We start from the raw sequence: 26,114 nt of genomic DNA, 5'->3' as shown, positions 1-26,114 counted from the left end.
TGAAGGCGAAATCGGCATGGCGTTCAGGCGGGTATGTAAGTGCCGGCAGGCGCTAGTTCTGGAGCATTGGAAAAACGGTATAGAACGCGATACCGGCACCAAGGATGAGGCTCGTAAGAACAAGCCACGGGCCCCAGTATCCGCCGGCACGGGGGGCAGAGCCCCCCATGGCGACAGATGCTGCCGGGGCAGCGCCCACAGCCTGAGCTGCGGTGCCGTTCTTGTTACGCAGAATTTCGCGGTTCTTTTCCGTCCACTGACGCTGAGCAAAATCTGCCTTGTTCTGTTCGTGCCACTTGGCCTGCGCATCGCGACCACCGCCGCCACCGCCCGTGCTGGGCCCACCATCGCCACCTGAGCGTTCCATCGCTTTGCGGTCGCGCCGGGCGATCCACATGCTGTCCAGCAAAATCAAGACAAACAGCACGCCGATGATGGACGCCGGTATCCAGGTTTGCACCAGATCATATTCGAGCATTCAAAAACTCCCCTTGTCCCGCACCATCTGGCTGCTGTGCATTATCTGGCCAGCAGCCGCCTGAGCGGGCTTACTTCATGATGTTTCCCGGCCTTAACAGCCGTGTTCACGTGTCCTACCCGATTGAATGCACGGGCACCCCCGGAAAAGCAAGCAATACGGCCTATTGTTGCCTCGAAAACCGGCGAGCGCAAACCGCCGCGTCAAACGGCGTTAACGCGGCTGATTCGCTTGCCCCGAGGGTCCCGGGACCAAGGCAAAAACAAAGATTCCTGCCGATATTGCGAAATTGTCCCGACCCCGCTAAAGCTGTCCCCGCAGGCCAGCGCCTTTTATGCGGAGAGGTGGCAGAGTGGTCGAATGCGGCGGTCTTGAAAACCGTTGGGCTTCACGGTCCCGGGGGTTCGAATCCCTCCCTCTCCGCCATTGGCTCTCCTTGTGCGACACAAAACCTTGCCGATCAGGCCAGTGCGATGCTGGCCATTGTGAGCGTTGATCTTTCCGTTATTGCGGACATTTCGGAAACGGGACGCCGATACGCCGTCGGCAGCTTCTGCCGCCTCAGCCTCCTGCCGCTTTTCCACAGCATCTCTGGAAAGACCTCATGACTGACAATTCGGGTCTGACTGTTGCGGTAGAAGCAAGGAGTCATTTCTCCAGCGGGGTCGCACCGTGTTGCTGAATATAAATATGCACATGGCATATGAGCTTTCACAGACAACGGACCTGCTCTTGCAGGTTGAGGTTGCTGATGTAGCCGACCAACGTGTTCTGACGTCGGAAATTGATTTTTCGCACATCTCTCATATGTCGCGAGTGCCGGCGGAAGATGGGCTGGGTGAACGCATATGGATACGCGCGGATGGAGAATTTCGCTGCGCCTACAGCGCACGCATACACGTTGACCGGCCTGCCCTCGACTTGACCGCACTCAGCTCGGCGATGCCCCGTCTTCTGCCCTGGCATACCGTGAGGTACCTGATGCCCTCGCGTTACTGCCAGTCTGATCAATTCAGTTCCTTCGCTGAGGACGAGTTCGGTCACCTGGAGGGTGGTGCCAAGATTGACGCAATGCGTGCCTGGATTCACTCAACCTTCAAATATGTTCCCGGGTCCAGCAATGCTCAGACGACCGCTCTGGATACCTTTGTCCAAAGGCAGGGTATTTGCCGAGATTTCGCCCATGTCCTGATAACGCTTGCGCGTGCATCGGGGATCCCAGCTCGGTTTGTCAGCGTCTATGCGCCAGGCGTAACGCCTCAAGATTTTCACGCGGTGGCGGAAATCTATCTTGACGGTACATGGCACCTTGTCGATGCAACCGGAATGGCGCCGGCAGACACCATCGCGCGGATCGGCGTTGGCTCAGATGCAGCAGATGTCGCTTTTCTGGGCGTTTTTGGGCAGGCGAAATTCGTCGAACAATCCGTGGTCGTCACAAAATCCTGAATATGGATTTCCTATTGTCCAGATGTACTGGTCTCCCGCTTCTGCTTAATTTGTGTCCGTGGCTTACGCAGCGGGCCAATTCAGGTATCAAGGGGAACCGAAATCCTTTTTTAGGGACGGTCGGACCTTATCAGTGTGGAGAGCAGCCTGTGTTCCAATTGACAAATCTCAAGATGTGGAAACGGCGAACGGTGGCGGGATCTGTGTTGGCCGCTTGTGTCGGGCTTGCATCATGCTCTGACGCGCCCGAGGCGAGTGAAGAGCCTTCGGTTCGTCCAGCTAAGCTCTTTGAAGTGGTTCAGTCGCAGAACACACGGACCATGAACCTCCCGGCGGTGATCAGCGCGCGATCAACTGCAGACCTGACATTCGAAGTGAACGGGGTGCTCCAGGAGTTCCCGGTCATTGAGGGTCAGGAAGTCGCTGAGGGCGACCTTATTGGTCAGTTGGAACAGCGGGCATTCCAAAATCAGGTGGCGCAGGCAGAGGCGACCTACCGCAACGCGCAATCCCAGTTCAGCAGAGCAGCGCAGCTCATCAAGAAGGGCACGATTGCTCAAAAAACATATGATGAGCGGTTGAAAGACCGCGATGTCGCGCGAACCGCACTCGACGATGCCCAAAAGCAGCTCGACGACAGCACGCTGCGCGCGCCCTTCGCTGGCGTGATTGCAACCAAGCATGTTGACCAGTTCCAGACCGTTGGAGCCCAAACGGTGATTGTAACGCTCCAGTCTACCGGCGCTGCGGAAGCCGTTGTTCAGGTGCCGTCGACGCTTGTTGCCAATTCCGGCCAGATTGACGTGGCTGAATCCTACGTGGTTCTGGATGCCGCACCTGACAGAGAAGTGCCCGCGCAAATCGTATCGACGTCAACCCAGACGGACCCACGGACACAGACATTCCAGGTGCGGTTTGCTTTCGAGCCACCGGAGGACCTCGTGATCCTGCCGGGCATGACGGGCACACTGAGGTCCAAGCTGCAGATTGCCAACCGCAATGGTGCGGACGGTCGAATTACAATTCCGCGAACAGCCGTTCTTGCGCAGGCAGAAGACCTGTTTGCCTGGAAGGTCGATGCCGAGACCATGACCGTGTCACGCACGGCCATCACCATCAGCCAGGAAGGGCCTGACGTCGGTGCGGATGTGGTGGTGACTTCGGGCCTTGCCGCTGGCGACACGATTGTGGCGGCCGGTGTTTCATTCCTGACGGAGGGCACGCAAGTCCGCGCCTTCGAACAGTAGGAGGTCGGTCACATGCATCCTGCTGAATTTGCCATCAAGAACCGCCTCATCAGCGTGATCATTATCCTGATTGCGCTGTTTGGAGGCTGGACCGCCTACGAAAACATGCCGCGTTTCGAGGACCCGGAATTCACCATTCGGCAGGCTGTCGTCGTCACGCAATATCCCGGTGCGACCCCGGAAGAAGTTGCAAATGAAGTCACCGAACCGCTGGAAAGTGCCATTCAGCAGCTGCAGGAAGTCGACGAGATTACGTCTGAATCCAGCTTTGGTGTTTCGCGGATAACGGTCGAAATCAAGTTCGAGTTTTCCCCCAGCAAGGAGGATCTGCAGATCATCTGGGGCAAACTGCGCAACAAGGTGGATGATGCAGTCGGCAGTCTGCCCCCCGGTGCATTGGCACCTCTCACCAATGACGACTTCGGCGACGTCTATGGCCTCTACTACTTCGTGACCGGCGAAGGCTACACGGCCAAGGAACTACATGAGTATGTAAAAGGTCTGCGTGCGGATCTTCTGGCAGTGGATGACGTTGCAAAAGTAGCGATCACCGGGGTTCAGTCTGAGGCCATTTATGTGGAGATTTCCAGAGACCGCGCTGCGGCCCTCGGCGTCTCGGTTGATCAGGTTTACAACGATCTTGCCAAGCAGAACTCTGTTGTCTCGGCAGGCAGTGTGCGTGTTGGCGATCTACGCCTGAACATTCTTCCTACGGGAGATATCGACTCCGTCGCGGCAATTGAAAACGTCATCGTTTCAACAAGTTCATCCAGCGGTTCGGACACATCCGGCGTGGTCTATCTGCGTGACATCGCAACGGTTCGACGTGAGCTGAAAGACCCGCAGACGTTTATCCTGCGTCACAACGGTCAGCCTGCGTTGGGCCTTGGCATTTCAAATGTGACCGGCGCAAATGTCGTGAAAATGGCCAAGGGCATAGATGCAGCCTTTGCGGCAGAGGAATCCCGTCGTCCGATCGGCGTGGAGATTCATCAGTACTATCATCAGGGCACTATCGTCGAGAAGGCGGTGCAGGACTTTGTGGTCAACGTGGTCATGGCTCTGGTCATCGTTTTGATCACGCTGCTTATTTTCATGGGCCTCAAATCGGCTGTCGTGATCGGCGCCGTCCTGCTGCTGACGATCGCCGCCACACTTGGCACCATGTATCTGGTTGATATTCCCATGCACCGCATCTCATTGGGCGCATTGATCATTGCACTGGGCATGCTGGTGGACAACGCCATTGTTGTTACTGAGGGTATCCTTGTTGGTGTGCAGCAAGGGCGCAAGAAACTCGAAGTTGCCAAGGATATTGTGACCCGCACCTGGTGGCCGCTTCTGGGCGGCACCATTGTCGGCATCATTGCTTTTGCCCCCATCGGCTTCGCGCCGGGTAGCACAGCAGAATATACCGGCCACTTGTTCTGGGTGGTGCTGATCTCCCTGCTCTACAGCTGGGTCTTTGCCATTACCGCAGTGCCCTTGCTGGCAGACCTTCTGTTCAAAGAGAACACCGCTGCAGCCGGACACACGCCACCGGAAGGCAAGTTTTCGCGGACCTACAAGAGCTTCATGCGGCGCGTGCTGGCCGCACGTTGGGGAGTTGTTGGCATAGCCATTGGAATGTTCGTTGTGTCTGTCTGGGCATTTCAGTTCACAAAGTCCGGCTTTTTCCCAAGCTCGACGACGCCTCAGCTAGTTGTCGATTACTGGCTGACCGAAGGCACGGACATTGATCGTACAGACGCTGACATGCGCCGACTGGAGCAGGCGGTGGCGCAACTGGACGGTGTCGAGAGCGTTACGACCTATGTCGGTCAGGGCGGTCTTCGCTACATGCTTGTGTATCCGCCGGAGTCCTACAACAGCGCCTATGGACAGTTGCTCGTCCGGGTCTCGGACTACTCGCTGATTGAAACTTTGATCCCCGACATTCAATCCTACGTGGACAACAACTACCCCGATGCCCAGGGAAAAGTCTGGCGCTTCAAGCTTGGTCCAGGCGGCGGGTCGGCCATTCAGGCGGAGTTTTCAGGCCCTGACCCAGTTGTGCTGCGCCGTCTTGCCGGTGAGGCCACAGATATATTTGCGCAAGACGGCAACCTCATTTCCATAAAGGAAGACTGGCGCCAGCCTGTGTCTGTCCTCGAACCGATTTACTCCGAAACCAGCGGTCGCCGGCTGGGTGTCTCCCGAGAGGATCTGGCCGCAGCACTGAGGTCCAATTACTCAGGACGCGACATTGGCGTATATCGTGAAGGAGATGAACTGATCCCCATCATCGCGCGCGCGCCCGAAGCGGAACGCACCGGCGTTTCCGGTCTGCCGGGTATTCAGATTCCAAGCGCGACAACTGGCAACACGGTTCCACTCATCGAAGTCGTGGAGGGTGTGAATTCCATTTGGCGAGATGCGCAGCTCCGCCGTCTTGATCGTGTGTGGACAATCAAAGCACAGGCAGACCCCCTGCCCTCTGAATTGGCGTCTGTCGCCTTTGACCGTATCCGCGGACAAATCGAGGCCATTGCCTTGCCACCGGGATACACGTTGACGTGGCGCGGCGAGTATGGGGACAGCACGGAAGCCAACGGCAATCTTGCATCGACGTTGCCTATCGGCCTTGCAGCCATGGTCCTGACTGTCATCATCCTCTTCAACGCGATCCGTCAGCCGCTCCTCATCTGGCTCGTTGTACCGCTGTCTATCATCGGTGTGGTGATTGGTTTGCTGGTCACCAACAGCGCCATGGAGTTCATGGCCATCCTCGGTGTGTTGTCCCTGTCGGGGCTCTTGATCAAGAATGCCATTGTGCTCGTGGACCAGATGGACCTGGAGATACGTGAGGGCAAACCTCGACATGATGCTGTTATCGACAGTGCGGCCAGCCGCGTGCGGCCGGTCATGATGGGGTCTTTGACGACAGTGCTTGGTGTTCTGCCGCTCTTCATGGACCCGTTCTTTGCGGCGATGGCGGTGGTTCTGGTCTTTGGCCTCAGCTTCGCGACACTCCTGACGCTCATCATCGTCCCCGCCCTCTACGCTATCTTCTTTGGCATAACCGATGATGAGCGCAGTCACGCATAGCCCAAACTCTGGGAATTTGCGTCATGTATTGACGTGCATTATGCCAATTCCTAGGTTGGTAGCTTATCATTTTGCTTAATAGAGCGGTTCCCACCAATGGCGCCAAAGTCACACTCCAACGCTGTATCCAAATCTACAGAACCAGCCTCCACTGAAGTGGCTGGGCAAGGTGATGGACGCCGGCAGCGCAGTGAGCGAAGCCGCGCAAAAATTGTAGCGGCTATGTTCTCGGTCATCCGGGGCGGCGAGATGGATCCAAGCGCGGCAACCCTCGCCGAGGAGGCAAAGGTCGGCATTCGAACCGTGTTCCGACACTTCGACGATGTAGACAGCCTCTACCGGGAAATGTCTGCCCAGATGGAAGCAGAAATTCTTCCCATCGTTAGTCAGCCTTTCACGGCATCTACCTGGCAGGGGCGCCTTTCTGAGATGATTGATCGGCGTGTGAATGTTTACGAGCGCATCATGCCCATCAAGACATGCGCAGGGCTGCGTCGTTTCAGGTCCGAATATCTGATGCAGGACTACCAGCGTTTCCTGACCATGGAGCGCGAAGGTCTGGCCGGCGTTCTCCCCAGCCACATCAAGTCTGACAAAACGCTTTTTGCGGCGCTGGAGATGCTCACAGGCTTCAATGCATGGAGGCGGTTGCGGCAGGATCAGGAACTCACTGCCAAGCAGGCTGAAAAGGCAATTCGGTTCAGTGTTGAGAAACTGGTGGCAGCGTAAATGCGTTTCGTCATCCTCCTGTCACTGATTGGTGCGCTTGCAGCATGCGATGAGCGCACAGCGACGTCAGCTGAAGGTAACGGCCCAACGGCGACCAACGCGGCCTCGTGCGGCCTGACGACAGATCGCATTGGCAGCTTTGCATCAATTCCCTCGGGCTCATTTATCAAAGGCAGGAACGCTGTCTACCCGGAGGAAAAACTGGGTCTTCGTCTGCACGTTGTGGGATTTGACATTCAAACGCACGAGGTCACCAACGCGCAGTTTGCGGCATTCGTTGACGCGACGAACTATGAAACAACTGCTGAACGTGACATCGCCGCCGGGCGGACCGGTGCAGGGTCTGCGGTGTTTGAGCGGATCGTGGATGGAAGCATGACTGGCAATCCATGGCGGCTGATACCCGGTGCAACGTGGCAGAAACCTAACGGTCCAGATTCATCCATAGAAGGTCTGGACAATCACCCGGTTGTTCATGTGTCTCTCGCGGACGCGCAAGCCTATGCAAAATGGGCCGGTGCCCGACTACCCACGGAAGAAGAGTGGGAGTTTGCAGCGTCCAGCGGCCTGCCCGACCAGAATGTAACGACATCCGGCGCATATGATGAAACCGGCAAGCCACGCGCCAATACGTGGCAAGGGGTCTTTCCCTTCTTTGACCAGGCCGAGGACGGGTTCTCCGGAGCGTCGCCCGTTGGCTGTTTCCCAGCCGATCAAAATGGCGTCTACGACATGATCGGCAATGTGTGGGAACTCACCGACACACCCTATGCGGACGGAACGCAGACCATCAAAGGCGGGTCATACCTGTGCGCGGACAATTTCTGCCGTCGCTACCGTCCCGAGGCCCGACAGCCGTCGGAGGTTGATTTTTCAACCAACCACATCGGCTTTCGGGTTATCCGGGACGGATAGCAGTCGATCAGTTCGGCCAGTAGATGACCTCATCCCCGTCTTCAAACCGCTCGGCCCGTGTCTTGTCGACAGCAACCGGGAACTCTGCCTGATGTGGATAGAGCGGCGGACGTGAACCGGCGCTATGCGCATCCAGCAAGGCCGTCAGTCTGCTGACCACATCAGGATTGGCCTCAGCCACGTTGGTCTGCTCGGTCGGATCGCTGGCAAGATTGAACAGCCACGCCTTGTTCGGTCGTTCTGATACCTGCAGCTTCCAATCACCTGCACGCACAACGCGGTAGTAGCCGCTGGTCCAGAAAATGGCTTCGTGCGGATCTTCCGTAGACGTACCGGTTGCCAGCGGCAGCAGGTCCTTGCCATCAATCTCGATGGTGTCAGGGATTGTGCCCTCGCCTGCAGCGACAAGTGTCGGCATCACATCAATGTGGGCGACGGGTGACTCGATTTCAGTCCCGGCGGGAATCCGGTTCGGCCAGCGCATGAGCATTGGCACACGGATGCCGCCTTCAAACAGAGTGATCTTCCAGCCGCGATACGGTGCATTGACGTCCGGAATGCCGATATACCCGGCACCGCCATTGTCGCTGGAAAAGACGATAATCGTGTTGTCGGCAATCCCCTCTTCTTCCAGCGTCTGAATGATATCACCGACGCTGCGGTCGACCGCGCGCATCATGGCCGCATACACCCGTGCGCGATGGGGCTGGATGTCACCTACAGCTTCGTAGTCTTCCTTGGTGGCCTGCAGCGGTGTGTGGATGCCCCAATGGGCGAGATACAGGAAGAACGGATTATCCTTGTTGGCGCGGATAACCTTCTGAGCTTCCTGGGTCCAGTAGTCTGTCAGGTAGCCACCCGGCTCAAACCATTCGCTGCCGTTGTAGCTCGCGGCATATTGCATGCGGGCCCACAGGAATTTGTCGATGGGGTCAAAATCAAGCTTGGCATTGACCACATTGGGATCATCCTCAGGCAGGAACAGACCGCTGGCCATCAACAGGCTTTCATCGAAGCCCTGAGACGTGGCGTCGAATTCTTCACCGCGCCCCAGGTGCCACTTGCCGATATGGACGGTGTGGTATCCGGCCTCCTGGAGGACTTCTGCAACCGTCAGTTCAGACCCTGGCAGGCCCTTTTCCTGGTAAGTGAGTTCTGGCGTGCCGGATCTGTCGGGCACGTAGGCGTCTGGCAAGCCACTATCCATGCTTGCGGAAACTATTCCGACGACATCGGCCATTCCATCCGGCGTGGGAGTGAACTCAAAGCCTGTGCGTGATGGATAACGCCCGGTCATGAGCATGGCGCGCGATGGTGCACAGGTGCCCGTCCCTGCGTAAGCCTGAGTGAAGTTGGCGCCCTCAGTTGCCAGTCGATCAATGTGAGGTGTCTTGAAGGCACCACCATTCATGCCGCCGCCATAGGTGGAGATGTCGTTGATGCCCAGATCATCAGCCAGGATGAAGACGATATTGGGCGCGCCCGCAGCAGCCTTGCTCGCCCGCTCCGGGTCGGCTGATTTCCAGCTGATTTCCTGATGGGGTGCGACATCAATCTTGCCGGTGTTCGTCGCAAGATACAAAATGATGTCCACGCGCATGAGATAGGCAAGGCCGCCCAGAACAATAGCTGCGGCCACAACCCCCAGAACGATCTTCTTCCCCATAGTACCCACCTTATTAATGGCATTAATTATGCCAATACATTCGGGATCCCGTGATTTGTCAAGTTTTTGAGTGGGCCTGCGTGCTCAAACAGGCGCCTGCGCATAGGTGGCATGCCTTGTAATTGCTCTATTTAGCTGTCATGTCACAGGTCTTGTTGAGCTTCCAAGTGATTTGGAACCGACATTGGCGTTCGCGAACGGTACGGGCAGGACATTCAAATGTCCGCCGCGTGCCCAAGATGAGGGTCAAACAGACGACCCTCATAGTTGCCTTTTGAGTATCAAAAAGGCCACGCGACACGTTCCCGTGCCATGACGCTATTTCGGACTATCCGGCTGGCTGCGGGCACTCATTTTGAAAGTACCTAAGTGACAGATTTTACATCGCTCGGCCTCGCCGAGCCGATCCTTCGTGCCATTTCCGACGAAGGCTACACGACCCCTACCCCAATTCAGGCCAAGGTCATTCCATCCATGATGGATGGATCAGATATTCTGGGCATCGCACAGACCGGCACCGGCAAGACCGCTGCATTCGTGCTACCGATCCTCCACGCCCTGTGTGGCGATCCAATGCCTGCAAAACACCGCACCTGCAAAGCCCTGATCCTTGCGCCAACGCGCGAGCTGGCAGCGCAGATTGGCGATAACATTCGTGCCTATGGCAAGCACTCTCGGCCTTCAGTGGCTGTGATTGTCGGTGGCGCAAAAATTCCACCGCAGATTAAAGCTCTGGCAAAGGGCGTAGACATTGTGGTGGCAACGCCGGGCCGTCTTCTTGACCACGTGGCTTCCAAGAACCTGCGCCTCGATGCGACAACCAAAGTTGTACTCGACGAAGCAGATCAGATGTTCGACCTGGGCTTCATGCCTCAGATCAAGCGCATCATGGGTTATCTGCCCAAGAAGCGGCAGACCATGCTGCTGTCAGCGACCATGCCGAAACAGGTCCGTGCATTGGCGCAGGTGTTTTTGCATAACCCGATCGAAGTGACGGTCACGCCCAACTCCAAGCCGATCGATCGCATTGACCAGAAAGTGGTCATGCTCAAGACGGCAGAAAAGCGTGCCGCGCTCGTGGACTATCTGGCAACGCCCGATATGGAACGGGCCATTGTCTTCACCCGCACCAAGCGTGGCGCGGACAAAGTGTGCAAGCATCTTGAGATGTATGGTTTCGCCTCGGCCGCCATTCACGGCAACAAGAGCCAGAACCAGCGCGTGCGCAGTCTCGACGCATTCCGCAAAGGCAAAGTGAATGTGTTGGTGGCAACGGACATTGCTGCCCGCGGCATTGACGTGGATGACGTTTCACACGTGGTGAACTTCGAACTTCCCAACGTTGCTGAAGCCTATGTGCACCGCGTCGGCCGAACCGCCCGTGCCGGCAAGAGCGGACAAGCTATTGCATTGTGTGACGGTGCTGAGCGCGGCCTTCTGCGAGACATTGAGCGGCTCATCAAACGCAAGATTGATGTGGTGGATCGCCCCGCAGACAGCGGGCGTAAAGTTGTGCCGGAAGAAGAACGTCAGGTGCTGCAACAGCCCGAACCTGCCCAGCGCAAACCACGTCGTCGCAAGCCAGTTGGCAAGCGCACGGATGGTGGCGGCAAGAAGAGCACTGGCCGTCCGCCACAGCGCAATCGCCGCAACCGTAAGCCATCAGCCAAGGCAAAAGCCGCCTAGCTGATCTTACGCATTACGCTGCAACCATTCGCCGCCGGGTCCCAGGAGCCGGCGGCGTTTCTGCTTGTCCAGCAAAGCACTGGGCAATCGCCATCCACTTCGCCGCAACGTCACCGGTCGTCTTGATCTGGGTGTCTGCGATATTTCGTACCTGCGTAACCACCTGGCAGAACTCTGTGGCTGTCCCCTCAACCATGTTGTCCGGGTCCGGTTCATTGAACTCAAGCAGCTCGCCGGACGGCAGCGTCAGCTTCACATAAGGTACGTTTTCAGGCACCGGCAGCTTGTTGACCATGTGGGTCCATCCAAAGGTGTTCACGCCCAGGACAGCGATGTTCTTGATCCGGTCAGCATTCTTCCGCTCGACCCCAAGCGTGTCATAGATCTCCTGGCCGTGTGCCCAGGTTTCCATCAGCCGAGCTGTAATGCTGGAGCGAGCACTCATGCTGGGGCCAGCCCAGACGACGCGTTGTTTGGGGTCAGCATCCAGAAAACGATCTGCCACACCTGGATAAAAGTCGTGCCACCGTTTCACCAGATCGCGTCCACTGACGCCTTCCAGCTCTGCGTTCTCAAACCCACGCAGGCCGCCGGTGGCCACGAATTCCCCTACCCGCTCGAAAAAGGCATTGAATGCGGTTTCGTCATTGAGCGACATATCTGCCGCTTCGTTCCAGATGTGCAAATGCCCGATCACGTCGCGGATCGTCCAGCCCTTGAACTGTGTGGGTTCCAATAGGCGTTCTTCAGGCAAGTCCTTGATCAGCTCATAGAGCGCATCGCTTTCGCCGCGAAAATCATTGGGTTGATCAAACATCTGCAGTCTCCTTAAAGGTCCGCCTTCAGGCGCCCCAAACTTCATCAATTGTCTTCATCAATTTCGATTTCCACCAACAGCTCATCTGCCGGGACTTGATCTCCCGCTGCGCAGGCAATTGCTGTGATAGTACCGTCAACTTCGGCAAGTATCTGATGCTGCATTTTCATGGCTTCGAGCACAGCAAGACGGTCACCCTTTTTGACAGTTTGGCCTTCGCTCACATGGACCTCAAGGATGAGCCCGTGCATCGGTGCCAGTACACGCCCGCCGCCTGCTGCGTCGTCCGCCATACCGGCAGTAGCGAGCACATTCGAAAGGGTCGCGCTGGTGTCATTCATGCTCAGGTGAATTGTCCCTGATCGCGGCAGGGCGAATACGACAGCAGATGTGGTGCCATCTATCGTCAGACAGGCACGATGAGTGTCTCGAGAAACGAGCGACACAGCGACCGATCCGGTGGCTGTTTCCACGGTCCATGAATTGCCACCGCCAGCGACGACGCGCGCATCAATCGCGTTGTCATCGAAGCTGAAACGATAGAGCGTTGAGAGGCGGCCGGTGCTGCCCCAGTTGAGCAATTCCTCGTCCACACCGATGGCGGCCTTGTGAGCTGCATGCTGCTCAGAGTGGTAAAGCAGAACAGCAGCAGCGGTGACCATCTGCGAAGATGGCGCCTGCCGGGCCAAGTCGTCTGCCGAATATGTCTCTCCAATAAATGCTGTTGTTGCCTCACCGGCGGCAAAGGCTGGTTGTGAGAGCGCATCAATCAAAAAATCACGGTTGGTCTGAGGCCCGAAAATGCCGGTGTTCCGCAACGCTTCAATGACCCGTTGTCGAGCCACATCACGGTTGGGACCATGGGCCATGACCTTGGCGATCATCGGGTCGTAGAAGGGTGAGACCTCAAGCCCCGTGGCAATGCCCGCATCAATTCTAACGCCCTCGCCCTCGGCGGGAGCCCACAGGTCAATATGTCCTGTGCTGGGCAGGAAGTCCTCGGCCACATCTTCTGCGTAAAGGCGCACCTCAATGGCATGGCCGGTCAAAGACACATCGTCCTGCGAAAGCCCAAGATTCTCCCCCTGGGCAACCTTAATCTGCAACGCCACAAGATCGAGCCCGGTAACCAGCTCAGTGACCGGGTGTTCGACCTGCAGGCGGGTGTTCATTTCGAGGAAGTAGAATTCGCCGTCGGCGCCAAGCAGAAACTCAACGGTGCCCGCGCCGCGATAGTTGATGGTCTGGGCTGCCTCGACAGCAGCAGCTCCCATACGCGCGCGGAGCTCAGGTGTCATCACCGGGCACGGAGCCTCTTCGATCACCTTTTGATGGCGTCGCTGAACGGAGCAGTCGCGCTCACCCAGATGGATGGTATTGCCTGCTTCATCCGCAAAGACCTGTATCTCTACGTGGCGGGGCTGGATGATGGCTTTTTCGAGGATCAGTTCACCGGACCCAAAGGCGTTTTCGGCTTCTGACCGGGCAAGCTTGATCGCGTCCGGTAACTCGGCAGCGTCATGCACAAGACGCATCCCGCGGCCACCACCGCCTGCGGCTGCCTTGACCATGACCGGAAAGCCGATGTCTTTGGATGCTGAAATGAATGCGTCGTCCGTCTGGTTCTCGCCTTCATAGCCCGGCACGCACGGCACTTTGGCGGCAATCATGCGGCGCTTGGCTTCAGCCTTGTTGCCCATCAGGTCTACCGCATCCGGCCGTGGACCAATAAAGACGAGCCCGGCTTGTTCGCACGCTCGGGCAAAGTCAGCATTTTCACTCAGGAACCCATATCCTGGATGGATAGCCTGCGCGCCTGTATCGGCGGCGGCCTTGAGCACTTTTTCAGGATCAAGATAGGACTCGCCCACCGGTGCCGCACCCACGCACACGGCTTCGTCAGCCATCTTGACGTGGGGGGCTTCACTATCGGCTTGTGAATAGATGGCGATGACCCGATATCCCAGCGACTTTGCTGTTCGCATGACCCGAACTGCAATCTCACCGCGATTGGCAACCAGAATGGAATTGAAGCGCATCGTTGTGATGTCCCTAGCCTTTGGCCCAGACGGGTTTGCGTTTTTCAAGGAATGACGCCACGCCTTCGCGGCCTTCGTCACTTAGGAGGCGCCCGGTAAAGTTTTCAGCAGCAGCATGAATGGCTTCTTCGCGGGTCATCTCCGGCAGAGCGATGATCAGTGATTTGGTGTCTGCAATGGCACCTGGGGCACATTTCAGAACCTGACTGCGGATCTGCTGCTCGATGGCATTGAGACCGTCCACGTCACTGGCAACAAAGTCTGCGAAGCCAAGGTCATGTGCCCCTTCGCCGTTGAAGCGGGCAGCCGTCAGCATGAGGCGGCGGGCTGTGGCGTAACCCAGTTTCTGAATCACGAAGGGCGCAATCTGTGCCGGTGAAATGCCGATGGCTGTTTCAGTCATCGCGAATTTGGCATCCGCTTCGCAGATAACAACATCCGCACAACAGGCCATGCCAAACCCGCCGGCCATGGCAGCCCCTTCGATGATGGCAATCACGACCTGCGGCGCCTCATTGATGAGGTCAAAAAGCACCGCAGCACCCTTGGACATCTCAATGGTGCTGTCCCGTGAGCCGCCACCGTCATTGCCACCTCCCTGAAAGGAGGCTTTGAACTGTTTGAGGTTTCCGCCCGCGCAGAACACGCCATGTCTGCCCCGTAATGTGATGCCCCGCACCTCACGGTCATCGCGAACGGCTTCGAGAGTGCGGCGGACACCATCTACCAGTTCATCGGTCAAGGCGTTGCGTGTTTCAGGCTGGTTGAACCAGATGGTCAGCCAGCCATTGTCCAGCTCAAGGTCAACGCCGGTCACGTCAGGGAGTGTGGTCATGTGTCTGTCCTGCCTTTAGTGCCGGCCGACGCCGAAGCTATTGGGGTGGAGTGTCTTGTTGCGGCCTTCCCAGATTGTCTGAAGTGCGAAGCCAAGCACTTTGCGCGTGTCGCGTGGATCAATGATGCCGTGATCAAGAAGACGGCCGGAGGTGTAAAACGATGTGGACTGGTCATCGAACAGTTTGACGACGGCTGCGCGCTGTTGAGCAAGCGCCTCCTCATCCACATCCTGCCCACGACGCGCGGCACCACTACGTGCGACTTCTTCCATTGTGCCGGCTGCCTGCTCGCCACCCATCACGCCAGTGGTGGCATTGGGCCAGGCAAACAGAAACTCCGGCTCATAGGCGTAACCGGACATGCCGTAATTGCCAGCACCAAAGCTCGCACCGATATAGAGCGAAATCTTCGGCACCCGAACATTCGACACGGCCTGGATCATCTTGGAGCCGTGCTTGATCATCCCGGCCTGCTCATACTCCGTACCCACCATGTAGCCGGTTGTGTTGTTGAGGAAGATGATCGGCATGTCCGACTGATCGCATAGCTGAAAGAAATGCGACGCCTTGGTGGCACCGGCGGGATCAATCGGTCCATTATTGCCAATCAGGCCGCAGGCATGGCCCATGATGCTGGCCTGCATACAGACGGTTGCGGGACCATATCGCGGTTTGAACTCGACAAAGTCTGATCCATCCACGACGCGGGCAACCACTTCGCGCACATCATAGGGTTGCCGATAGTCCACAGGCACAGTCCCGGCAATGTCATCGGTGCTGAGCACCGGCGGCTCATAGTCGCGTTTTGGTGCTGCGGGTATCTGCTTGTTGTGGTCAATGCGATCGAGCAGGTCGCGCAGGATGAGAATGCCGTGGGCATCGTCTTCAGCCACATACTCCACAAGGCCCGTGGTGCTGGCATGCATCTCCGAGCCGCCAAGCTCATCCGCGTCAGCGACTTCGCCGGTTGCAGCTTTCACCAGTGCGGCACCGGCAAGAGCTGCCATGCCGTTTTTCTTGACGCCGATGACATAGTCACTCATGCCCGGCTGGTAGGCTCCGCCTGCGGTTGAGGGACCATGTAGAACCACAAAGGTCGGGATGCCTGCGGCGCTGAGCTGCGCCAGATGATAGAACATCTTGCCGCCATGGGCCCACAGTTCAACCGTGTATTCAAACAGGTTGGCCCCTGCACTTTCCACCAGATGGACAAAAGGCAATTTCTGGCGAAGCGCACATTCCATCACGCCGATCATCACGCCGACGGATTGTGTGGTCATGGCGCCGGCGCTGATGCCGCTATCATCCACATAGACCATACACCGCACGCCGCTGACGAAGCCGATGCCGGCGATGATATTGCCGCCGGGTACAGAGGTTTCAATGTTTGGGTCATCGACCAGAAAGTTGGCCATGTTGTAGAGCCGCTGGAACGGCATGCCCGGATCAAGCAGACGTTCCAGTCGTTCGCGGGGTGTGAGCTGGCCGCGTTCTTCAAATCGGGGTTTGCGTTTCTCTGATTTGGTCGCGGCGCGGGCTTCGTAGCTGCGCAACTGCTCAATGAGTCCGAGCATGTCTTCGCGGTTCTTCGCAAAGATGTCCGACTTGGGATCAATCTTGGTCTGGAAAATCGCCATTACAGTCTCCCGGCCAGGTCCGCAGGCACGGACACCGGATGGTCAAGAAGGATTTGCGCATAAGCCTTGGCCTGCGGGTCTGCCCGCAGGCTGGCAACACCGCCACCGCCCAGCGCATCATCCATCAAAAAATTGAATGCATTCGATCCCGGCAGGAAAAAGCGTTCAACCTTTCCGCCGCCATTCGACGTATCCAGAAAATGCGCGAAACGACTTGCCACAGCGCTGTCTGTCATGGATGCGCTGATATAGGGCAGATAGCTTTCATCTCGAGCGATGATCCCGATATTGGCTTTGTCGCCTTTGTCGCCGCTGCGGGCCCAGGCCAGTTTGACCAGCGGCACGGCGACCATGCTGCCGTCACTGGAAGGTGCTGCCGGGTCAGTGGGCCGGTCCAGTTTGGATGGATGGAACGCAACGCCTGTTTCTGTGGCCAGGGTGGTCACATCGCCATCAACGTCAACAGTGATGCTCAGGGCATTTTTGGGCAGGGCAAATGAGAAGAGCCGCACTACGGGTGATGGTTTGGGACGCCCACCTGCAAAACTCGTAAGGCCTGCTGGGGTCGCCAGCGCCAGGCCGGTGACTTCCTTCAACAGGACACCAATGCCGCGGGCGTCTGGATGTTTGGCTGCAAGCTTCATCACAACCTCACGCGACGCGACATCCTTTGCGGCCGCACCATACTGGCTGTCGTCGCCAATGATCTCGATGCTGGTTTCCGTGAAGTCAGCAGCGTTGGCCTGCCGCAGGATGTTCTGAGCGCGCTTGATGGATGTTTCGGCGTAGGTGCGGGCCTTGTCTGCGGCATCAAGCCCGATGAAGGCCATCATCAGCCCGCCGCGCCAGCCATCCGAATAGGTCGTGCAGACCTTGTATGTATCCGGAGCCGGGAGTCCGCGCGCCCCCGTGACCTTTACCTCGTCAGGTCCGGTCTGTGTCACTTGTACTTCAGAGAAGTCGCAAACGACATCCGGGACCAGATAGGCCTGCGGGTCACCAATCTCATAGACCATTTGTTCGCACACGGTGCCGACTGACACCTTGCCGCCGGTCTTGGGCGGTTTGCTGCATATGAAGCTGCCATCCGCGCTGACATCGGCAATGGGGTACCCGATGGCATCAAGGTCGTCGGCAACGTCGCGCCAATCCGTGAAGTTGCCGCCGGTCGCTTGAGGGCCGCACTCAATTATGTGCCCCGCAAGTGTGCCTGCCGCCAGCAGGTCGTGATCATCCCTGGTCCAGCCAAACGCATGGATGCACGCACCCAGCGTAACCGCACTGTCCACCACACGCCCGGTGATCACGATGTCTGCGCCCCGGTCCAGTGCGTCTGCAATCGGGAAAGCACCCAGATACGCATTGATGCTGGCGATGGCATCAACTGGTGGAAAGGCCGCACCGGAGAACATTTCCCCATAGCTGCCGCCGGCCAGTTCCTGTGCCCGGTCAAGAAGGTCATCCCCTGCGACCACTGCGACTTTGAGATCAAGGCCCGCATTTTTGACCAGCTCGCGGACTGCGGCACCGCACGCTGCCGGATTAACGCCGCCCGCATTTGAAATGACTTTGACCCCGCGCGCAGCGATGTCCTTGAGGTGGGGTGCCATCACGCCGGTGACAAAGTCCGTGGCGTATCCCTGATCCGGGTTCTTGGCCCTTGCCCGCGCCATGATGGACATGGTGATTTCGGCCAGATAGTCGAAGACCAGATAGTCCAGATTGCCACCGGCAAGCAGTTGTGGCGTTGCGTGCAATGCTTCGCCCCAAAAACCACCTGCGCCGCCAATGCGAATGCTTTTTTCGCTGCCCATGCCCTGCCTTGCCCTGCTCCCGTCACCATGGACGTGCGGTCTGTTTTCGACCGCTTGCATCTCATGATCTGCTGACTTAGATTCCTACAGACCGACCAGTCGGTCTGTCAACTATCATCCGGACCTCTGCCTGATCCGGAATGAGGAACAATCCTGCCATGACGCACGCAGCGCAGATAGCAAAACCGGGTGTGCCTGCTTCCAAAGAACTGCAGGCCGGGAAAACCCGCCGTGCAATCTGCGAGGCCGCAATCGGATGTCTGGATGAAATGGGATATGCCGACACCTCCCTCACACGCATCCAGGAACGCGCAGGTCTGTCACGTGGCGCCCTCACCCATCATTTTCCCACCAAGGAAGATCTGATCGCCGCCACACTGGATATGTTGCTTGGCCGCAGCGTGATGACCGGCAAGCGGGTGGAGCGTGCTGCATGGAGCAAACTGCCGGATGAAGACGCGCGGGTACGCGCCCACCTGAAGTGGCTTTGGGAGCGGCTCGTACGCACACCCGAAGGCCGGTCGCTGATGGAAATCCTCATGGCCGCGCGGACCGACAAGGCGCTGGGAAAACGCACCGCCAAGAGTCTGATCGAATGGGATGCCCGCATGGGAACCGCGATCGTTGAGGTGTATGAATCGCCGGACCTTGATGACGCCGATGTGGTGACCCTGTGGGCGATCTGTCGTGTCTTTATGCGTGGCATGCTCGCCCATGAGCGGTTTACGAGGAACCGCGCTGAGGAAACGCTGATTGTGGATCGCTTTATTGAACTGATCGCGCCACACCTGAAACTTCGCTAAAACACACACCAACGACATAAGACTGCCGGCTGTGTCCGGCCCCAGGAGAACGCCATGCTCAGCCCCCATGACACCGAAGAACGCCGCCAGTTCCGCGATACGGTTCGCCGTTTCGTTGACACGGAAGTCCGCCCCCATGCGGATGAGTGGGATGAGGCGGAGGAAATCCCCTGGGAACTGCATGAGAAGGCAGGCGCTCTGGGGGTCTTTGGCTTTGGCATTGATGAAGCCTATGGCGGCCTTGGCATGGACGATGCCTTCTTGCGCATGGCGTGGATGGAGGAGATGGGCAAGTCCGGGGCGAACGGGGTTCTGGCCGCGCTTGTGGGGCGGACGATTTCTCTCGACCCGATCCAGAAACTGGCAACCGCAGAAATTCGCGAGCGGGTGCTCCCGGATGTGGTGGCTGGCCGCAAGGGATCGAGCCTTGCGATTACGGAACCATCCGGTGGGTCTGACGTCGCCAACATGAAGACCAAGGCCCACAAGGATGGAAATTCCTGGGTGCTCAACGGGTCAAAGACCTTCATCACCGGCGGTATGAAAAGCGACTACTTCGTGGTCGGTGCACGCACCGGGGGCGACGGTCTCAATGGCATTTCCCTGTTCTTTGTAGAAAAGGACGCGCCCGGTTTCGAGCGCACCAAGCTCGGCAAGAAGATGGGCTGGTGGGCATCAGATCAGGCGACGTTGTATTTCGACAATTGCCGCGTCCCTGCTGAAAACCTCATGGGCGAAGAAGGCCGCGGCTTCATCGAGATCATGAAGAACTTTAATCTTGAGCGCGTCGGGCTGACAGCTGAGGCGCTGGGCATGATGAAGGAAGCGCTGCGCTGTTCTATCGAGTGGGCGCAGGAGCGCGAGACATTTGGTACGCCAATGATCCAGCACCAGGTCATCCGGCACAAAATTGCCGATATGTCCGCCAAGACGGATGCCCTCGACGCCTATCTCCAGCAGATTTGTTACGCCATCAATGAGGGCGACATGCCGGTCGCAGAAATCTGCAAGGCGAAGTTCTTCGGGACGAAGGCGCTGGAATTCGTGGCGTCGGAAGCGATGCAGATTCTGGGCGGTGCCGGCTATCTGCGTGGTAACTCCGTTGAGCGGATCTACCGGGAGGTCAAGGTTCTGGCTATCGGTGGCGGGTCTGAAGAAATCATGCGCGACCTCGCGGTGCGCCAGATGGGGCTTTAGGACGTTCTTTACCGTGATCCGTCTTGGAAGAGACCAGGTGCCCAATCTGCGATAGACTCCCCTGATCTGCCCAGGAGGAATCCATGTCCTACGCCCTGCCCGCGAAGTTACTGATTGCTTTGTTTGCGATTGCGTTGTCTGCGTCAGCGTCTCTTGCGGATGAAAAAGATGCGCTCCCTCGGTGTGAGCCTTCGTCTCTTGGTGCCACGGCATGTATGCAAGGCGTGCTGTGCGAGTGCACACAGGTACGTGGTGGCACAATTACCGGTGAACTCTCCGGCGTAAAATGGAACTGCGACGCTTTGCGGCCGCGCTGCGGTGACGAGGCCTCAGTCGGGGACGGCGGCGTACCGGCAACCATCCCACCGGTAGAATTTCCCTACCCGCACTCGGTCGGGATAGACCGCAGTCAGGAGACAACCATCATTCGCCAGAACCAGACCGCCAATCCCGACAACACCAATGTGAATGTCAACAATTAGCGGCTGGTTTCGTGGTATTGATGGTCAGACTTTGGTGATGCCGATCTTGCGCTCCGGCACTTCTGTGCCCGGTCGTTTTGGCAATGTCACCGTCAACACGCCCTTGTCGAACTTGGCATCGGCCTTTTCATCATCGACGCTGTCCGGCAATGAAAAGCTGCGCTGGAAACTGCCGTAGCGGCGCTCGATCACGCGCGCTTCGTCTTTGTCATCTTTCGTTTCGTAGCGTTTTTCGCCCTTGAGGCTTAGCACGCCGTTCTTCACGGTCAGGTCGATATCGCCTTCATCCATGCCAGGCAATTCCGCCGTAATGGTGATGGCGGTATCGCTCTCATGTAAGTCAATGCTTGGCGCGCCTGCCCCAAACCCCGGCATGAGTTCAGCGGTATCCGCAAACGGGCTACGGGTCAGCCAGTTTCCGCCAAACATGTCGTTGGCGAAGCGGTCCATTTCCTCTCGCAGGCGGTGAAACCTGTCGCCCAAGTGCAAGCCCGGTGTCGATGTTTCAGGCCTGGCGAGATCAGTTTTTCCTTTGTCGGTTGCCATAACAAACTCCCACATCTTTGGGTAAGCCAATGGAGGCAGCCTCAGGGACTGCACCCATCGAAATATGGCAATATTGGCGTTCCGATTTAAGGCCGTGCGAGCCGCGCCGGCGATGTTTTGATCTGCCTCAAACTCAAGCCCGCCCTGCGGTTACCGGCAGGTGTAGTTGACCCTGATTTCAGCGCCCATCGCCCTTTGCCGCGGATCATAGTCCCGACTGGAGCTGATGATTTCACCCTGCGCGGGTGCAATGCAGCGGCGGGCGATTTCATCCTGGGCCACAAGCATCATCTCATTCCAATGGTGCTCTTTGACGCCGCCAGGTCCCCGGTTGGTCGGGTGATAGGACACCAGCACCTCGTACACAGGCTTCTGCAAAAGGATCTGATCCTGAAGCGTGATCCACGCAATGTTGTAGGTGCCATGCTCGCCGACCACGGCTCCACGCGGCCCCCTCTCAAACAGGCCCTTGTGCTGGGATGGCTGCTGGCCAGATGTTGTCTGGCAACCGGCGATGAGAATCGCCAGAAAAGCTGCCAGAAATGGCCGGCCAAAGCGGCTGGAATGCAAGATTGCCTGAAATGGGTCTTTCATGCTGTATCTCTCCCTAACGCCCAGCCTGATTTGGGGAATCCGCTGCGGCAACGCACCTGTGCTTCGGTAAACCTATCATATCGTGAGTAGCCCAATGGACGAAAACATCCAGACAATGACTGACCAGGCAACAGAAACCCTCGCGGCGCTGGCCGTGACCTATGGCATCAGTATGGTCGGTGCCATTGTCATTCTGATCGTCGGTTTTTGGGTCGCTAACCGGTCGCGCAGCGCCGTCGTTCGGTTGATGCAGCGATTTGATGGCATTGATCAGACGCTGACAGATTTCCTGGCGGGTCTTGTTCGCTACACAATCATTGCGGTTACAATTCTGGCGGTCCTGGCCGAGTTTGGCGTTCAGACTGCCAGCCTACTGGCTGTCATGGGTGCCGCAGGTCTTGCCATCGGCCTTGCGCTTCAAGGCACGTTGTCGAACGTGGCAGCCGGGGTGATGTTGCTGTTTCTGCGGCCGTTCAAGCTGGGTGACTTTATTGAAGCTGGCGGCGTATCGGGTTCAGTAAAAGCCATCACCCTGTTTCGGACCGAGCTTTCCACACCGGATAACGTGCAGATATTCGTACCCAACAGCGACGTCTGGGGATCTGCCATCAGCAATTACAGCTACAATTCCACACGACGCATCGAGATCGAGTGCGGCATCGCTTATGATGATGACATTGGCAAGGCATTTGAAGTGATGCGGAGCATTGTGGCAGAGGACGATCGTGTTCTGCCATCACCCGCGCCGATGATTGCCGTAAAGACCCTTGGTGACAGTTCCGTCAATGTGATTTGCCGTGTATGGGTCAAATCGGATGATTATTGGCCGTTCACCTTTGATAAGCAGCGCGAGATCAAAGAAGGCTATGATGCCGCCGGCCTCAACATTCCCTTCCCGACCCGCACGGTTTATCAAGTAAGTGAAAAAGCGGCTGACTGATCCAATCGTCGAGAGAACTGACCGAATGCCAATGGTAAACAGCGAAGCCAAATTCCAGATCGGCCAGGTGGTGAAACACCGCCTGTTCCCGTTTAGAGGTGTCATCTTTGATGTCGACCCGGTGTTCAACAACACTGAGGAATGGTGGCTTGCGATCCCTGAGCATCTGCGCCCGCGCAAGGACCAGCCGTTCTATCACCTGCTCGCAGAGAACGATGAGACGGAATACGAGGCCTATGTGTCCGAGCAGAACCTGCTGATAGACGAAACCGGCAACCCGGTGCGGCATCCACAGGTGAAGGAAATGTTCGGTGACCTCAAAGATGGCCTCTATGCCATTCTTCCAGGATCAGCTCACTAGGCAGTCTCGTCGGCTTGCGGGTCAGGCCCGACAATCAGCATGGGGACGCCACCGCTCTTGTCTCGCACCGTCGCAACCAGCGTGCCCGGTTTGCGGCCCTTTCGAACATCTGAGACGTTGACGCCAGCAGATGCGAGGCGCGCCTGCGCGGCTGCTACGTCATGCGCTCTGAATGCCATGCCCCAATACACCGAAGGTGCGTCCAGCGGCATCGCAGGTGTTTTCTCATCGCCATACCGTTGAATGACTTCCAGCGTAATGCCGCCAATCCGGAAGAACATCATTCGGGCGCCCCATTGTTTGGCATCCCGGTCGAGAGCAAGGCGTATGCCCATCTTGTCTCCGAAAACCGATATGGCTTTATCCCCGTCCGGCGTATTGACCACCACATGGTCAACCGCATGGAAGGTGGCCTCCTCAGGTCCCTGGGGTGCTGCGGTCGGTCGTGTGCTGGCATCGGACACGTGCTCGATCGCAAACAGGAACAGGCCCAACACATCCTCGCTGGGCACATACACATTGCGCCATTGCCGCACGCTCCCATCAGGACCATGCCCCTCGCCCGGTTGAGGCGCTGTGGCCCTTAGACCCTGTTGCTGCCACTCCTCAGAGGTCACCCGTGCGTCATCTGTGCCGAAGGTAATGCCGAACAGTCCATCACCTTTCTCATCAAGGTGGGTGCGCAGCTGCTGGGCAAATGGTCCCTCGCCCACCGGCGAGATCAGTTCGATATAGGTGTTCTCAAGCTGAAAGATGGCGTTCGCGGTGCCGTAGTCCGGGTGGCTGCCGCGAAGAGAAACAGCCCTCCCCGTCAGAACCTCATAGTCGCGTGTCACCGCATCCAGATCGTTTACGGCAACCAGTACATGGTCAACTCGGTTCAATGGCATTAGCGCGTGCCTCCCCCCAGAGGATTGTCATCATCGTTCTCGCCCAGGTCAGGCTCAAACAGGTCAACTTCCGAATAGTCTACCCCCTGAGACTCGGCCAGATGAAAAATCATGTATTGGGCCGCATAGGTAAACATCCACAGGGATACGACGAGTGGGCCTATCAGCGAAATGATCGCCCACCACTGAAGTATGCGGCGCTTGCGGGGCTCCTTGTCAGATGGCTGCCCGAGTATGGGAACCAGGGCCCAGCACAGCGGCGTCGGAAGCAGTGCGACAAGGAACCCGTAAGCCAGCCACCAAAGCGCAATGAAGATCGCCTCGTAGGGCACATTCTCCGAGCCCCAGACTTCACCCAGAAAGGTGATTGTGCTGACAGCGGACACACCCACAACGATTTGCACACCGCGTTCGAGGTACTGCCAGACCTGATGTCCTGGACCGAATTCAAGCTGAAGCATGGTGTTCCCGTGTCTTCCTATCTGGTGGTGATCACGATTGCCCCGGTGTCGGATACGTCACTTCGGTAACTGACAGCATCTGGATCGCGTGGAGTGATGCGTACACCCCCTACCCACCGTTCTCCCTGATACGAGTCCTGATAGTCCACAAGGCCTTTGAGAAGATCAGAACCGTAGGCTGTGATGTCAAGGGACCGTCGTGGCCATGGCTCGTGCGTTTCCGCAACCTGCAGAGGCGTGATAGATGCGTTCTGCAGATCAACCAGCGCGTGCCAGAACATGAGATCCCCAAGGAATGGCAGGGGCTCATAGTTTCGCATCAATTGCCCGAAGAGTTTTCCACCTGTCATTGCACCTTTGTCTGACAGAATCTGCAGGATGAGTTCCTGAGTTAAGGACAAGCCGTTCCTGCGTGCTGGCAACTCACGCAGATGTCTCTTCAAGGCGCCGGCCATAGGTGGCAATGAAGGTGTCCCTTCATTTGCCACAGTCGCCAAAATGGAAGGGTCCGGGGACCGAAGGCTCGCCCACACGCGGGTGCCACAAGTGATGTCTTCGCCCGTCACCGGGCGGCGTTGGTTTTCCCAAAGCCAGACCAGCATTTCAGGGGCAAGTTGCCCCAGACCGGTAAAACCCTGAATACCCGGCACGCGATCAACGCAGATCAGTTCAAAAGTTGCGGGTCGCGCTGCTGTGGCAAAATGGTTCAGTAGATAGGCAAGGATCAATTGATCGTAACTGTCGTGCTCAAACCACATCACCACATGGGACTTGTCAGATGCATTGGTAAACGCCGCATATTCAAGGCGCTGTCGCGCAGTCGCATCTGTCAGCTCTATGCCATAGGCCTCCGAAACAAACTGGGCTCGCGATGCTCGAAACTCAGCTTCTGAACCATCAGGCAGAGGGCCCTGACAGAAGGGATCAGCAAATTCCTGAAAGGTGCCGACAAAGCCGGCCAACTGAAGGCCATGCTGGATGTCTGATCCGCAGCGAATATGCACCGTGTCCGGAGTATCAAGTATTGGAAGGGTTCCGGCATCGGCTTGCCGCCGCCGCTCCTGAAGCAGGTCGCAATGCTGCTTCAGCCTTGGCCAGCTTGAAAATCCGTTCTCCCGTGCAATGACCACTTGGGCATCAGCAAGCTTGAGAGCTTCAGGAGCGGTGCCGAGGTTCTCGGGCAGGTGTTCCTGAAAGCGGGCGAGAGCTTTTACGTCGGATGCTCTGGCGCTTTTGAGAAGGTCTTTGGCACGGCGTTTTTGCTGCTCGAGATTGAGCAGGCCATGAAAATAGTCGCGCGAATGTGTGGGTGTGTCAGATGGCATGCGATTCCCCTTTTGGGTGCATTGCCTGTGTCCGCATGTCAGGCAAAGGAAATCGATGCTGGATCGCTATGGTGCAACGTGGTGGGCGCAGCCCTTTCCGCGGACGAGGAGGCAT

At 57.4% G+C, this 26,114-nt stretch carries 23 protein-coding genes and 1 tRNA gene; 12 read left to right on the top strand and 12 right to left on the bottom strand.

Annotated elements, in window-relative coordinates:
• Positions 1-52 precede the first annotated feature (52 nt).
• The gene (locus tag ABXH05_RS12620; RefSeq protein ID WP_353561316.1) at positions 53-478 is read right to left on the bottom strand and encodes a hypothetical protein; all 426 of its coding nucleotides are present in this window, start codon (positions 476-478) and stop codon (positions 53-55) included.
• A gap of 338 nt (positions 479-816) precedes the next feature.
• Between ABXH05_RS12620 and ABXH05_RS12615 the strand changes: the two genes are divergently transcribed.
• The 6 genes from ABXH05_RS12615 to ABXH05_RS12590 all read left to right on the top strand — a co-directional run bounded on the left by ABXH05_RS12615 (position 817) and on the right by ABXH05_RS12590 (position 7,905).
• Positions 817-904, top strand: a tRNA-Ser gene (locus tag ABXH05_RS12615).
• A gap of 555 nt (positions 905-1,459) precedes the next feature.
• Positions 1,460-1,927: a transglutaminase-like domain-containing protein gene (locus tag ABXH05_RS12610; protein WP_353561315.1), complete on the top strand. Its 468-nt coding sequence runs from the start codon at positions 1,460-1,462 to the stop codon at positions 1,925-1,927.
• A gap of 2 nt (positions 1,928-1,929) precedes the next feature.
• A complete protein-coding gene (locus ABXH05_RS12605; protein WP_353561314.1) occupies positions 1,930-3,174 on the top strand; it encodes an efflux RND transporter periplasmic adaptor subunit in 1,245 nt (414 codons plus the stop codon).
• A 12-nt stretch (positions 3,175-3,186) separates the two neighbouring features.
• A complete protein-coding gene (locus tag ABXH05_RS12600; protein ID WP_353561313.1) occupies positions 3,187-6,261 on the top strand; it encodes an efflux RND transporter permease subunit in 3,075 nt (1,024 codons plus the stop codon).
• Positions 6,262-6,483: 222 nt separating this feature from the next.
• On the top strand, positions 6,484-6,990 hold the full coding sequence (locus tag ABXH05_RS12595; RefSeq protein WP_353561312.1) for a TetR/AcrR family transcriptional regulator: 507 nt from the start codon (positions 6,484-6,486) through the stop codon (positions 6,988-6,990).
• Entirely contained in the window at positions 6,991-7,905 is a 915-nt protein-coding gene (locus tag ABXH05_RS12590; protein ID WP_353561311.1) for an SUMF1/EgtB/PvdO family nonheme iron enzyme, read from the top strand.
• A gap of 7 nt (positions 7,906-7,912) precedes the next feature.
• On the opposite strand, the gene ABXH05_RS12585 is transcribed toward ABXH05_RS12590, so the two are convergent.
• Entirely contained in the window at positions 7,913-9,571 is a 1,659-nt protein-coding gene (locus tag ABXH05_RS12585; protein ID WP_353561310.1) for a sulfatase, read from the bottom strand.
• A gap of 369 nt (positions 9,572-9,940) precedes the next feature.
• On the opposite strand from ABXH05_RS12585, the gene ABXH05_RS12580 reads away from it, so the two are divergent.
• Positions 9,941-11,257, top strand: coding sequence for a DEAD/DEAH box helicase (locus tag ABXH05_RS12580; protein WP_348140304.1), 1,317 nt, complete (start codon positions 9,941-9,943; stop codon positions 11,255-11,257).
• Positions 11,258-11,270: 13 nt separating this feature from the next.
• On the opposite strand, the gene ABXH05_RS12575 is transcribed toward ABXH05_RS12580, so the two are convergent.
• The 5 genes from ABXH05_RS12575 to ABXH05_RS12555 are packed head-to-tail and all read right to left on the bottom strand — an operon-like array spanning position 11,271 to position 18,400.
• Complete coding sequence (locus ABXH05_RS12575) at positions 11,271-12,074, bottom strand: TIGR03084 family metal-binding protein (protein ID WP_353561309.1); 804 nt, start codon at positions 12,072-12,074, stop codon at positions 11,271-11,273.
• A gap of 44 nt (positions 12,075-12,118) precedes the next feature.
• Positions 12,119-14,113 (bottom strand): acetyl/propionyl/methylcrotonyl-CoA carboxylase subunit alpha, encoded by a 1,995-nt coding sequence (locus ABXH05_RS12570; RefSeq protein WP_353561308.1) that lies wholly within the window; start codon positions 14,111-14,113, stop codon positions 12,119-12,121.
• Positions 14,114-14,126: 13 nt separating this feature from the next.
• Complete coding sequence (locus ABXH05_RS12565; protein ID WP_353561307.1) at positions 14,127-14,948, bottom strand: enoyl-CoA hydratase/isomerase family protein; 822 nt, start codon at positions 14,946-14,948, stop codon at positions 14,127-14,129.
• A gap of 15 nt (positions 14,949-14,963) precedes the next feature.
• A complete protein-coding gene (locus tag ABXH05_RS12560) occupies positions 14,964-16,586 on the bottom strand; it encodes an acyl-CoA carboxylase subunit beta (RefSeq protein ID WP_353561306.1) in 1,623 nt (540 codons plus the stop codon).
• A complete protein-coding gene (locus ABXH05_RS12555) occupies positions 16,586-18,400 on the bottom strand; it encodes an acyclic terpene utilization AtuA family protein (RefSeq protein ID WP_353561305.1) in 1,815 nt (604 codons plus the stop codon). Before ABXH05_RS12555 ends, ABXH05_RS12560 begins: the two co-directional genes overlap by 1 nt.
• A 158-nt stretch (positions 18,401-18,558) precedes the next feature.
• On the opposite strand from ABXH05_RS12555, the gene ABXH05_RS12550 reads away from it, so the two are divergent.
• The 3 genes from ABXH05_RS12550 to ABXH05_RS12540 all read left to right on the top strand — a co-directional run bounded on the left by ABXH05_RS12550 (position 18,559) and on the right by ABXH05_RS12540 (position 20,882).
• Entirely contained in the window at positions 18,559-19,203 is a 645-nt protein-coding gene (locus ABXH05_RS12550; RefSeq protein WP_348140316.1) for a TetR/AcrR family transcriptional regulator, read from the top strand.
• Between the two features lie 54 nt (positions 19,204-19,257).
• Positions 19,258-20,400, top strand: coding sequence for an acyl-CoA dehydrogenase family protein (locus ABXH05_RS12545; RefSeq protein WP_353561304.1), 1,143 nt, complete (start codon positions 19,258-19,260; stop codon positions 20,398-20,400).
• An 83-nt stretch (positions 20,401-20,483) separates the two neighbouring features.
• Positions 20,484-20,882, top strand: a complete 399-nt coding sequence (locus ABXH05_RS12540) for a hypothetical protein (protein WP_353561303.1) — start codon at positions 20,484-20,486, stop codon at positions 20,880-20,882.
• A 24-nt stretch (positions 20,883-20,906) separates the two neighbouring features.
• Here ABXH05_RS12540 and ABXH05_RS12535 read toward each other — a convergent pair whose 3' ends face one another.
• Together ABXH05_RS12535 and ABXH05_RS12530 are read right to left on the bottom strand one after the other, a co-directional pair.
• A complete protein-coding gene (locus tag ABXH05_RS12535; protein ID WP_353561302.1) occupies positions 20,907-21,428 on the bottom strand; it encodes an Hsp20/alpha crystallin family protein in 522 nt (173 codons plus the stop codon).
• Between the two features lie 150 nt (positions 21,429-21,578).
• Positions 21,579-22,022: a hypothetical protein gene (locus tag ABXH05_RS12530; RefSeq protein WP_353561301.1), complete on the bottom strand. Its 444-nt coding sequence runs from the start codon at positions 22,020-22,022 to the stop codon at positions 21,579-21,581.
• Between the two features lie 94 nt (positions 22,023-22,116).
• On the opposite strand from ABXH05_RS12530, the gene ABXH05_RS12525 reads away from it, so the two are divergent.
• Entirely contained in the window at positions 22,117-22,962 is an 846-nt protein-coding gene (locus ABXH05_RS12525; protein ID WP_353561300.1) for a mechanosensitive ion channel family protein, read from the top strand.
• 25 nt (positions 22,963-22,987) lie between these two features.
• Positions 22,988-23,323 carry a heat shock protein HspQ gene (gene hspQ / locus ABXH05_RS12520; RefSeq protein ID WP_348140326.1) on the top strand — a complete coding sequence of 112 codons (336 nt, stop codon included), beginning with the start codon at positions 22,988-22,990 and terminating at the stop codon, positions 23,321-23,323.
• Here hspQ and ABXH05_RS12515 read toward each other — a convergent pair.
• From ABXH05_RS12515 to ABXH05_RS12505, 3 genes are read right to left on the bottom strand one after another with little or no spacing between them, the layout of a single operon-like run.
• Positions 23,320-24,213, bottom strand: a complete 894-nt coding sequence (locus tag ABXH05_RS12515; protein ID WP_353561299.1) for a VOC family protein — start codon at positions 24,211-24,213, stop codon at positions 23,320-23,322. The genes hspQ and ABXH05_RS12515 overlap by 4 nt on opposite strands.
• Complete coding sequence (locus ABXH05_RS12510; protein ID WP_353561298.1) at positions 24,213-24,674, bottom strand: hypothetical protein; 462 nt, start codon at positions 24,672-24,674, stop codon at positions 24,213-24,215. Before ABXH05_RS12510 ends, ABXH05_RS12515 begins: the two co-directional genes overlap by 1 nt.
• A gap of 17 nt (positions 24,675-24,691) precedes the next feature.
• Positions 24,692-25,999, bottom strand: a complete 1,308-nt coding sequence (locus tag ABXH05_RS12505) for a DUF1835 domain-containing protein (protein ID WP_353561297.1) — start codon at positions 25,997-25,999, stop codon at positions 24,692-24,694.
• Positions 26,000-26,114 lie beyond the last annotated feature (115 nt).

The organism is Pyruvatibacter sp. HU-CL02332, from assembly GCF_040362765.1.
GTDB lineage: Bacteria > Pseudomonadota > Alphaproteobacteria > CGMCC-115125 > CGMCC-115125 > Pyruvatibacter.
This window is presented reverse-complemented; position numbering and strand designations above follow the sequence as displayed.

Bases quoted from the DNA above. Each gene is read 5' to 3' on its own strand.
- ABXH05_RS12525 (WP_353561300.1), top strand. From the start codon at position 22,117: ATGGACGAAAACATCCAGACAATGACTGACCAGGCAACAGAAACCCTC.
- ABXH05_RS12560 (WP_353561306.1), bottom strand. From the start codon at position 16,586: ATGGCGATTTTCCAGACCAAGATTGATCCCAAGTCGGACATCTTTGCG.
- ABXH05_RS12540 (WP_353561303.1), top strand. From the start codon at position 20,484: ATGTCCTACGCCCTGCCCGCGAAGTTACTGATTGCTTTGTTTGCGATT.
- ABXH05_RS12570 (WP_353561308.1), bottom strand. From the start codon at position 14,113: ATGCGCTTCAATTCCATTCTGGTTGCCAATCGCGGTGAGATTGCAGTT.
- ABXH05_RS12550 (WP_348140316.1), top strand. From the start codon at position 18,559: ATGACGCACGCAGCGCAGATAGCAAAACCGGGTGTGCCTGCTTCCAAA.
- ABXH05_RS12600 (WP_353561313.1), top strand. From the start codon at position 3,187: ATGCATCCTGCTGAATTTGCCATCAAGAACCGCCTCATCAGCGTGATC.
- ABXH05_RS12555 (WP_353561305.1), bottom strand. From the start codon at position 18,400: ATGGGCAGCGAAAAAAGCATTCGCATTGGCGGCGCAGGTGGTTTTTGG.
- ABXH05_RS12530 (WP_353561301.1), bottom strand. From the start codon at position 22,022: ATGAAAGACCCATTTCAGGCAATCTTGCATTCCAGCCGCTTTGGCCGG.
- ABXH05_RS12575 (WP_353561309.1), bottom strand. From the start codon at position 12,074: ATGTTTGATCAACCCAATGATTTTCGCGGCGAAAGCGATGCGCTCTAT.
- ABXH05_RS12515 (WP_353561299.1), bottom strand. From the start codon at position 24,213: ATGCCATTGAACCGAGTTGACCATGTACTGGTTGCCGTAAACGATCTG.
- ABXH05_RS12590 (WP_353561311.1), top strand. From the start codon at position 6,991: ATGCGTTTCGTCATCCTCCTGTCACTGATTGGTGCGCTTGCAGCATGC.
- ABXH05_RS12585 (WP_353561310.1), bottom strand. From the start codon at position 9,571: ATGGGGAAGAAGATCGTTCTGGGGGTTGTGGCCGCAGCTATTGTTCTG.
- ABXH05_RS12565 (WP_353561307.1), bottom strand. From the start codon at position 14,948: ATGACCACACTCCCTGACGTGACCGGCGTTGACCTTGAGCTGGACAAT.
- ABXH05_RS12620 (WP_353561316.1), bottom strand. From the start codon at position 478: ATGCTCGAATATGATCTGGTGCAAACCTGGATACCGGCGTCCATCATC.
- hspQ (WP_348140326.1), top strand. From the start codon at position 22,988: ATGCCAATGGTAAACAGCGAAGCCAAATTCCAGATCGGCCAGGTGGTG.
- ABXH05_RS12510 (WP_353561298.1), bottom strand. From the start codon at position 24,674: ATGCTTCAGCTTGAATTCGGTCCAGGACATCAGGTCTGGCAGTACCTC.
- ABXH05_RS12610 (WP_353561315.1), top strand. From the start codon at position 1,460: ATGCCCTCGCGTTACTGCCAGTCTGATCAATTCAGTTCCTTCGCTGAG.
- ABXH05_RS12535 (WP_353561302.1), bottom strand. From the start codon at position 21,428: ATGGCAACCGACAAAGGAAAAACTGATCTCGCCAGGCCTGAAACATCG.
- ABXH05_RS12595 (WP_353561312.1), top strand. From the start codon at position 6,484: ATGTTCTCGGTCATCCGGGGCGGCGAGATGGATCCAAGCGCGGCAACC.
- ABXH05_RS12505 (WP_353561297.1), bottom strand. From the start codon at position 25,999: ATGCCATCTGACACACCCACACATTCGCGCGACTATTTTCATGGCCTG.
- ABXH05_RS12605 (WP_353561314.1), top strand. From the start codon at position 1,930: ATGGATTTCCTATTGTCCAGATGTACTGGTCTCCCGCTTCTGCTTAAT.
- ABXH05_RS12545 (WP_353561304.1), top strand. From the start codon at position 19,258: ATGCTCAGCCCCCATGACACCGAAGAACGCCGCCAGTTCCGCGATACG.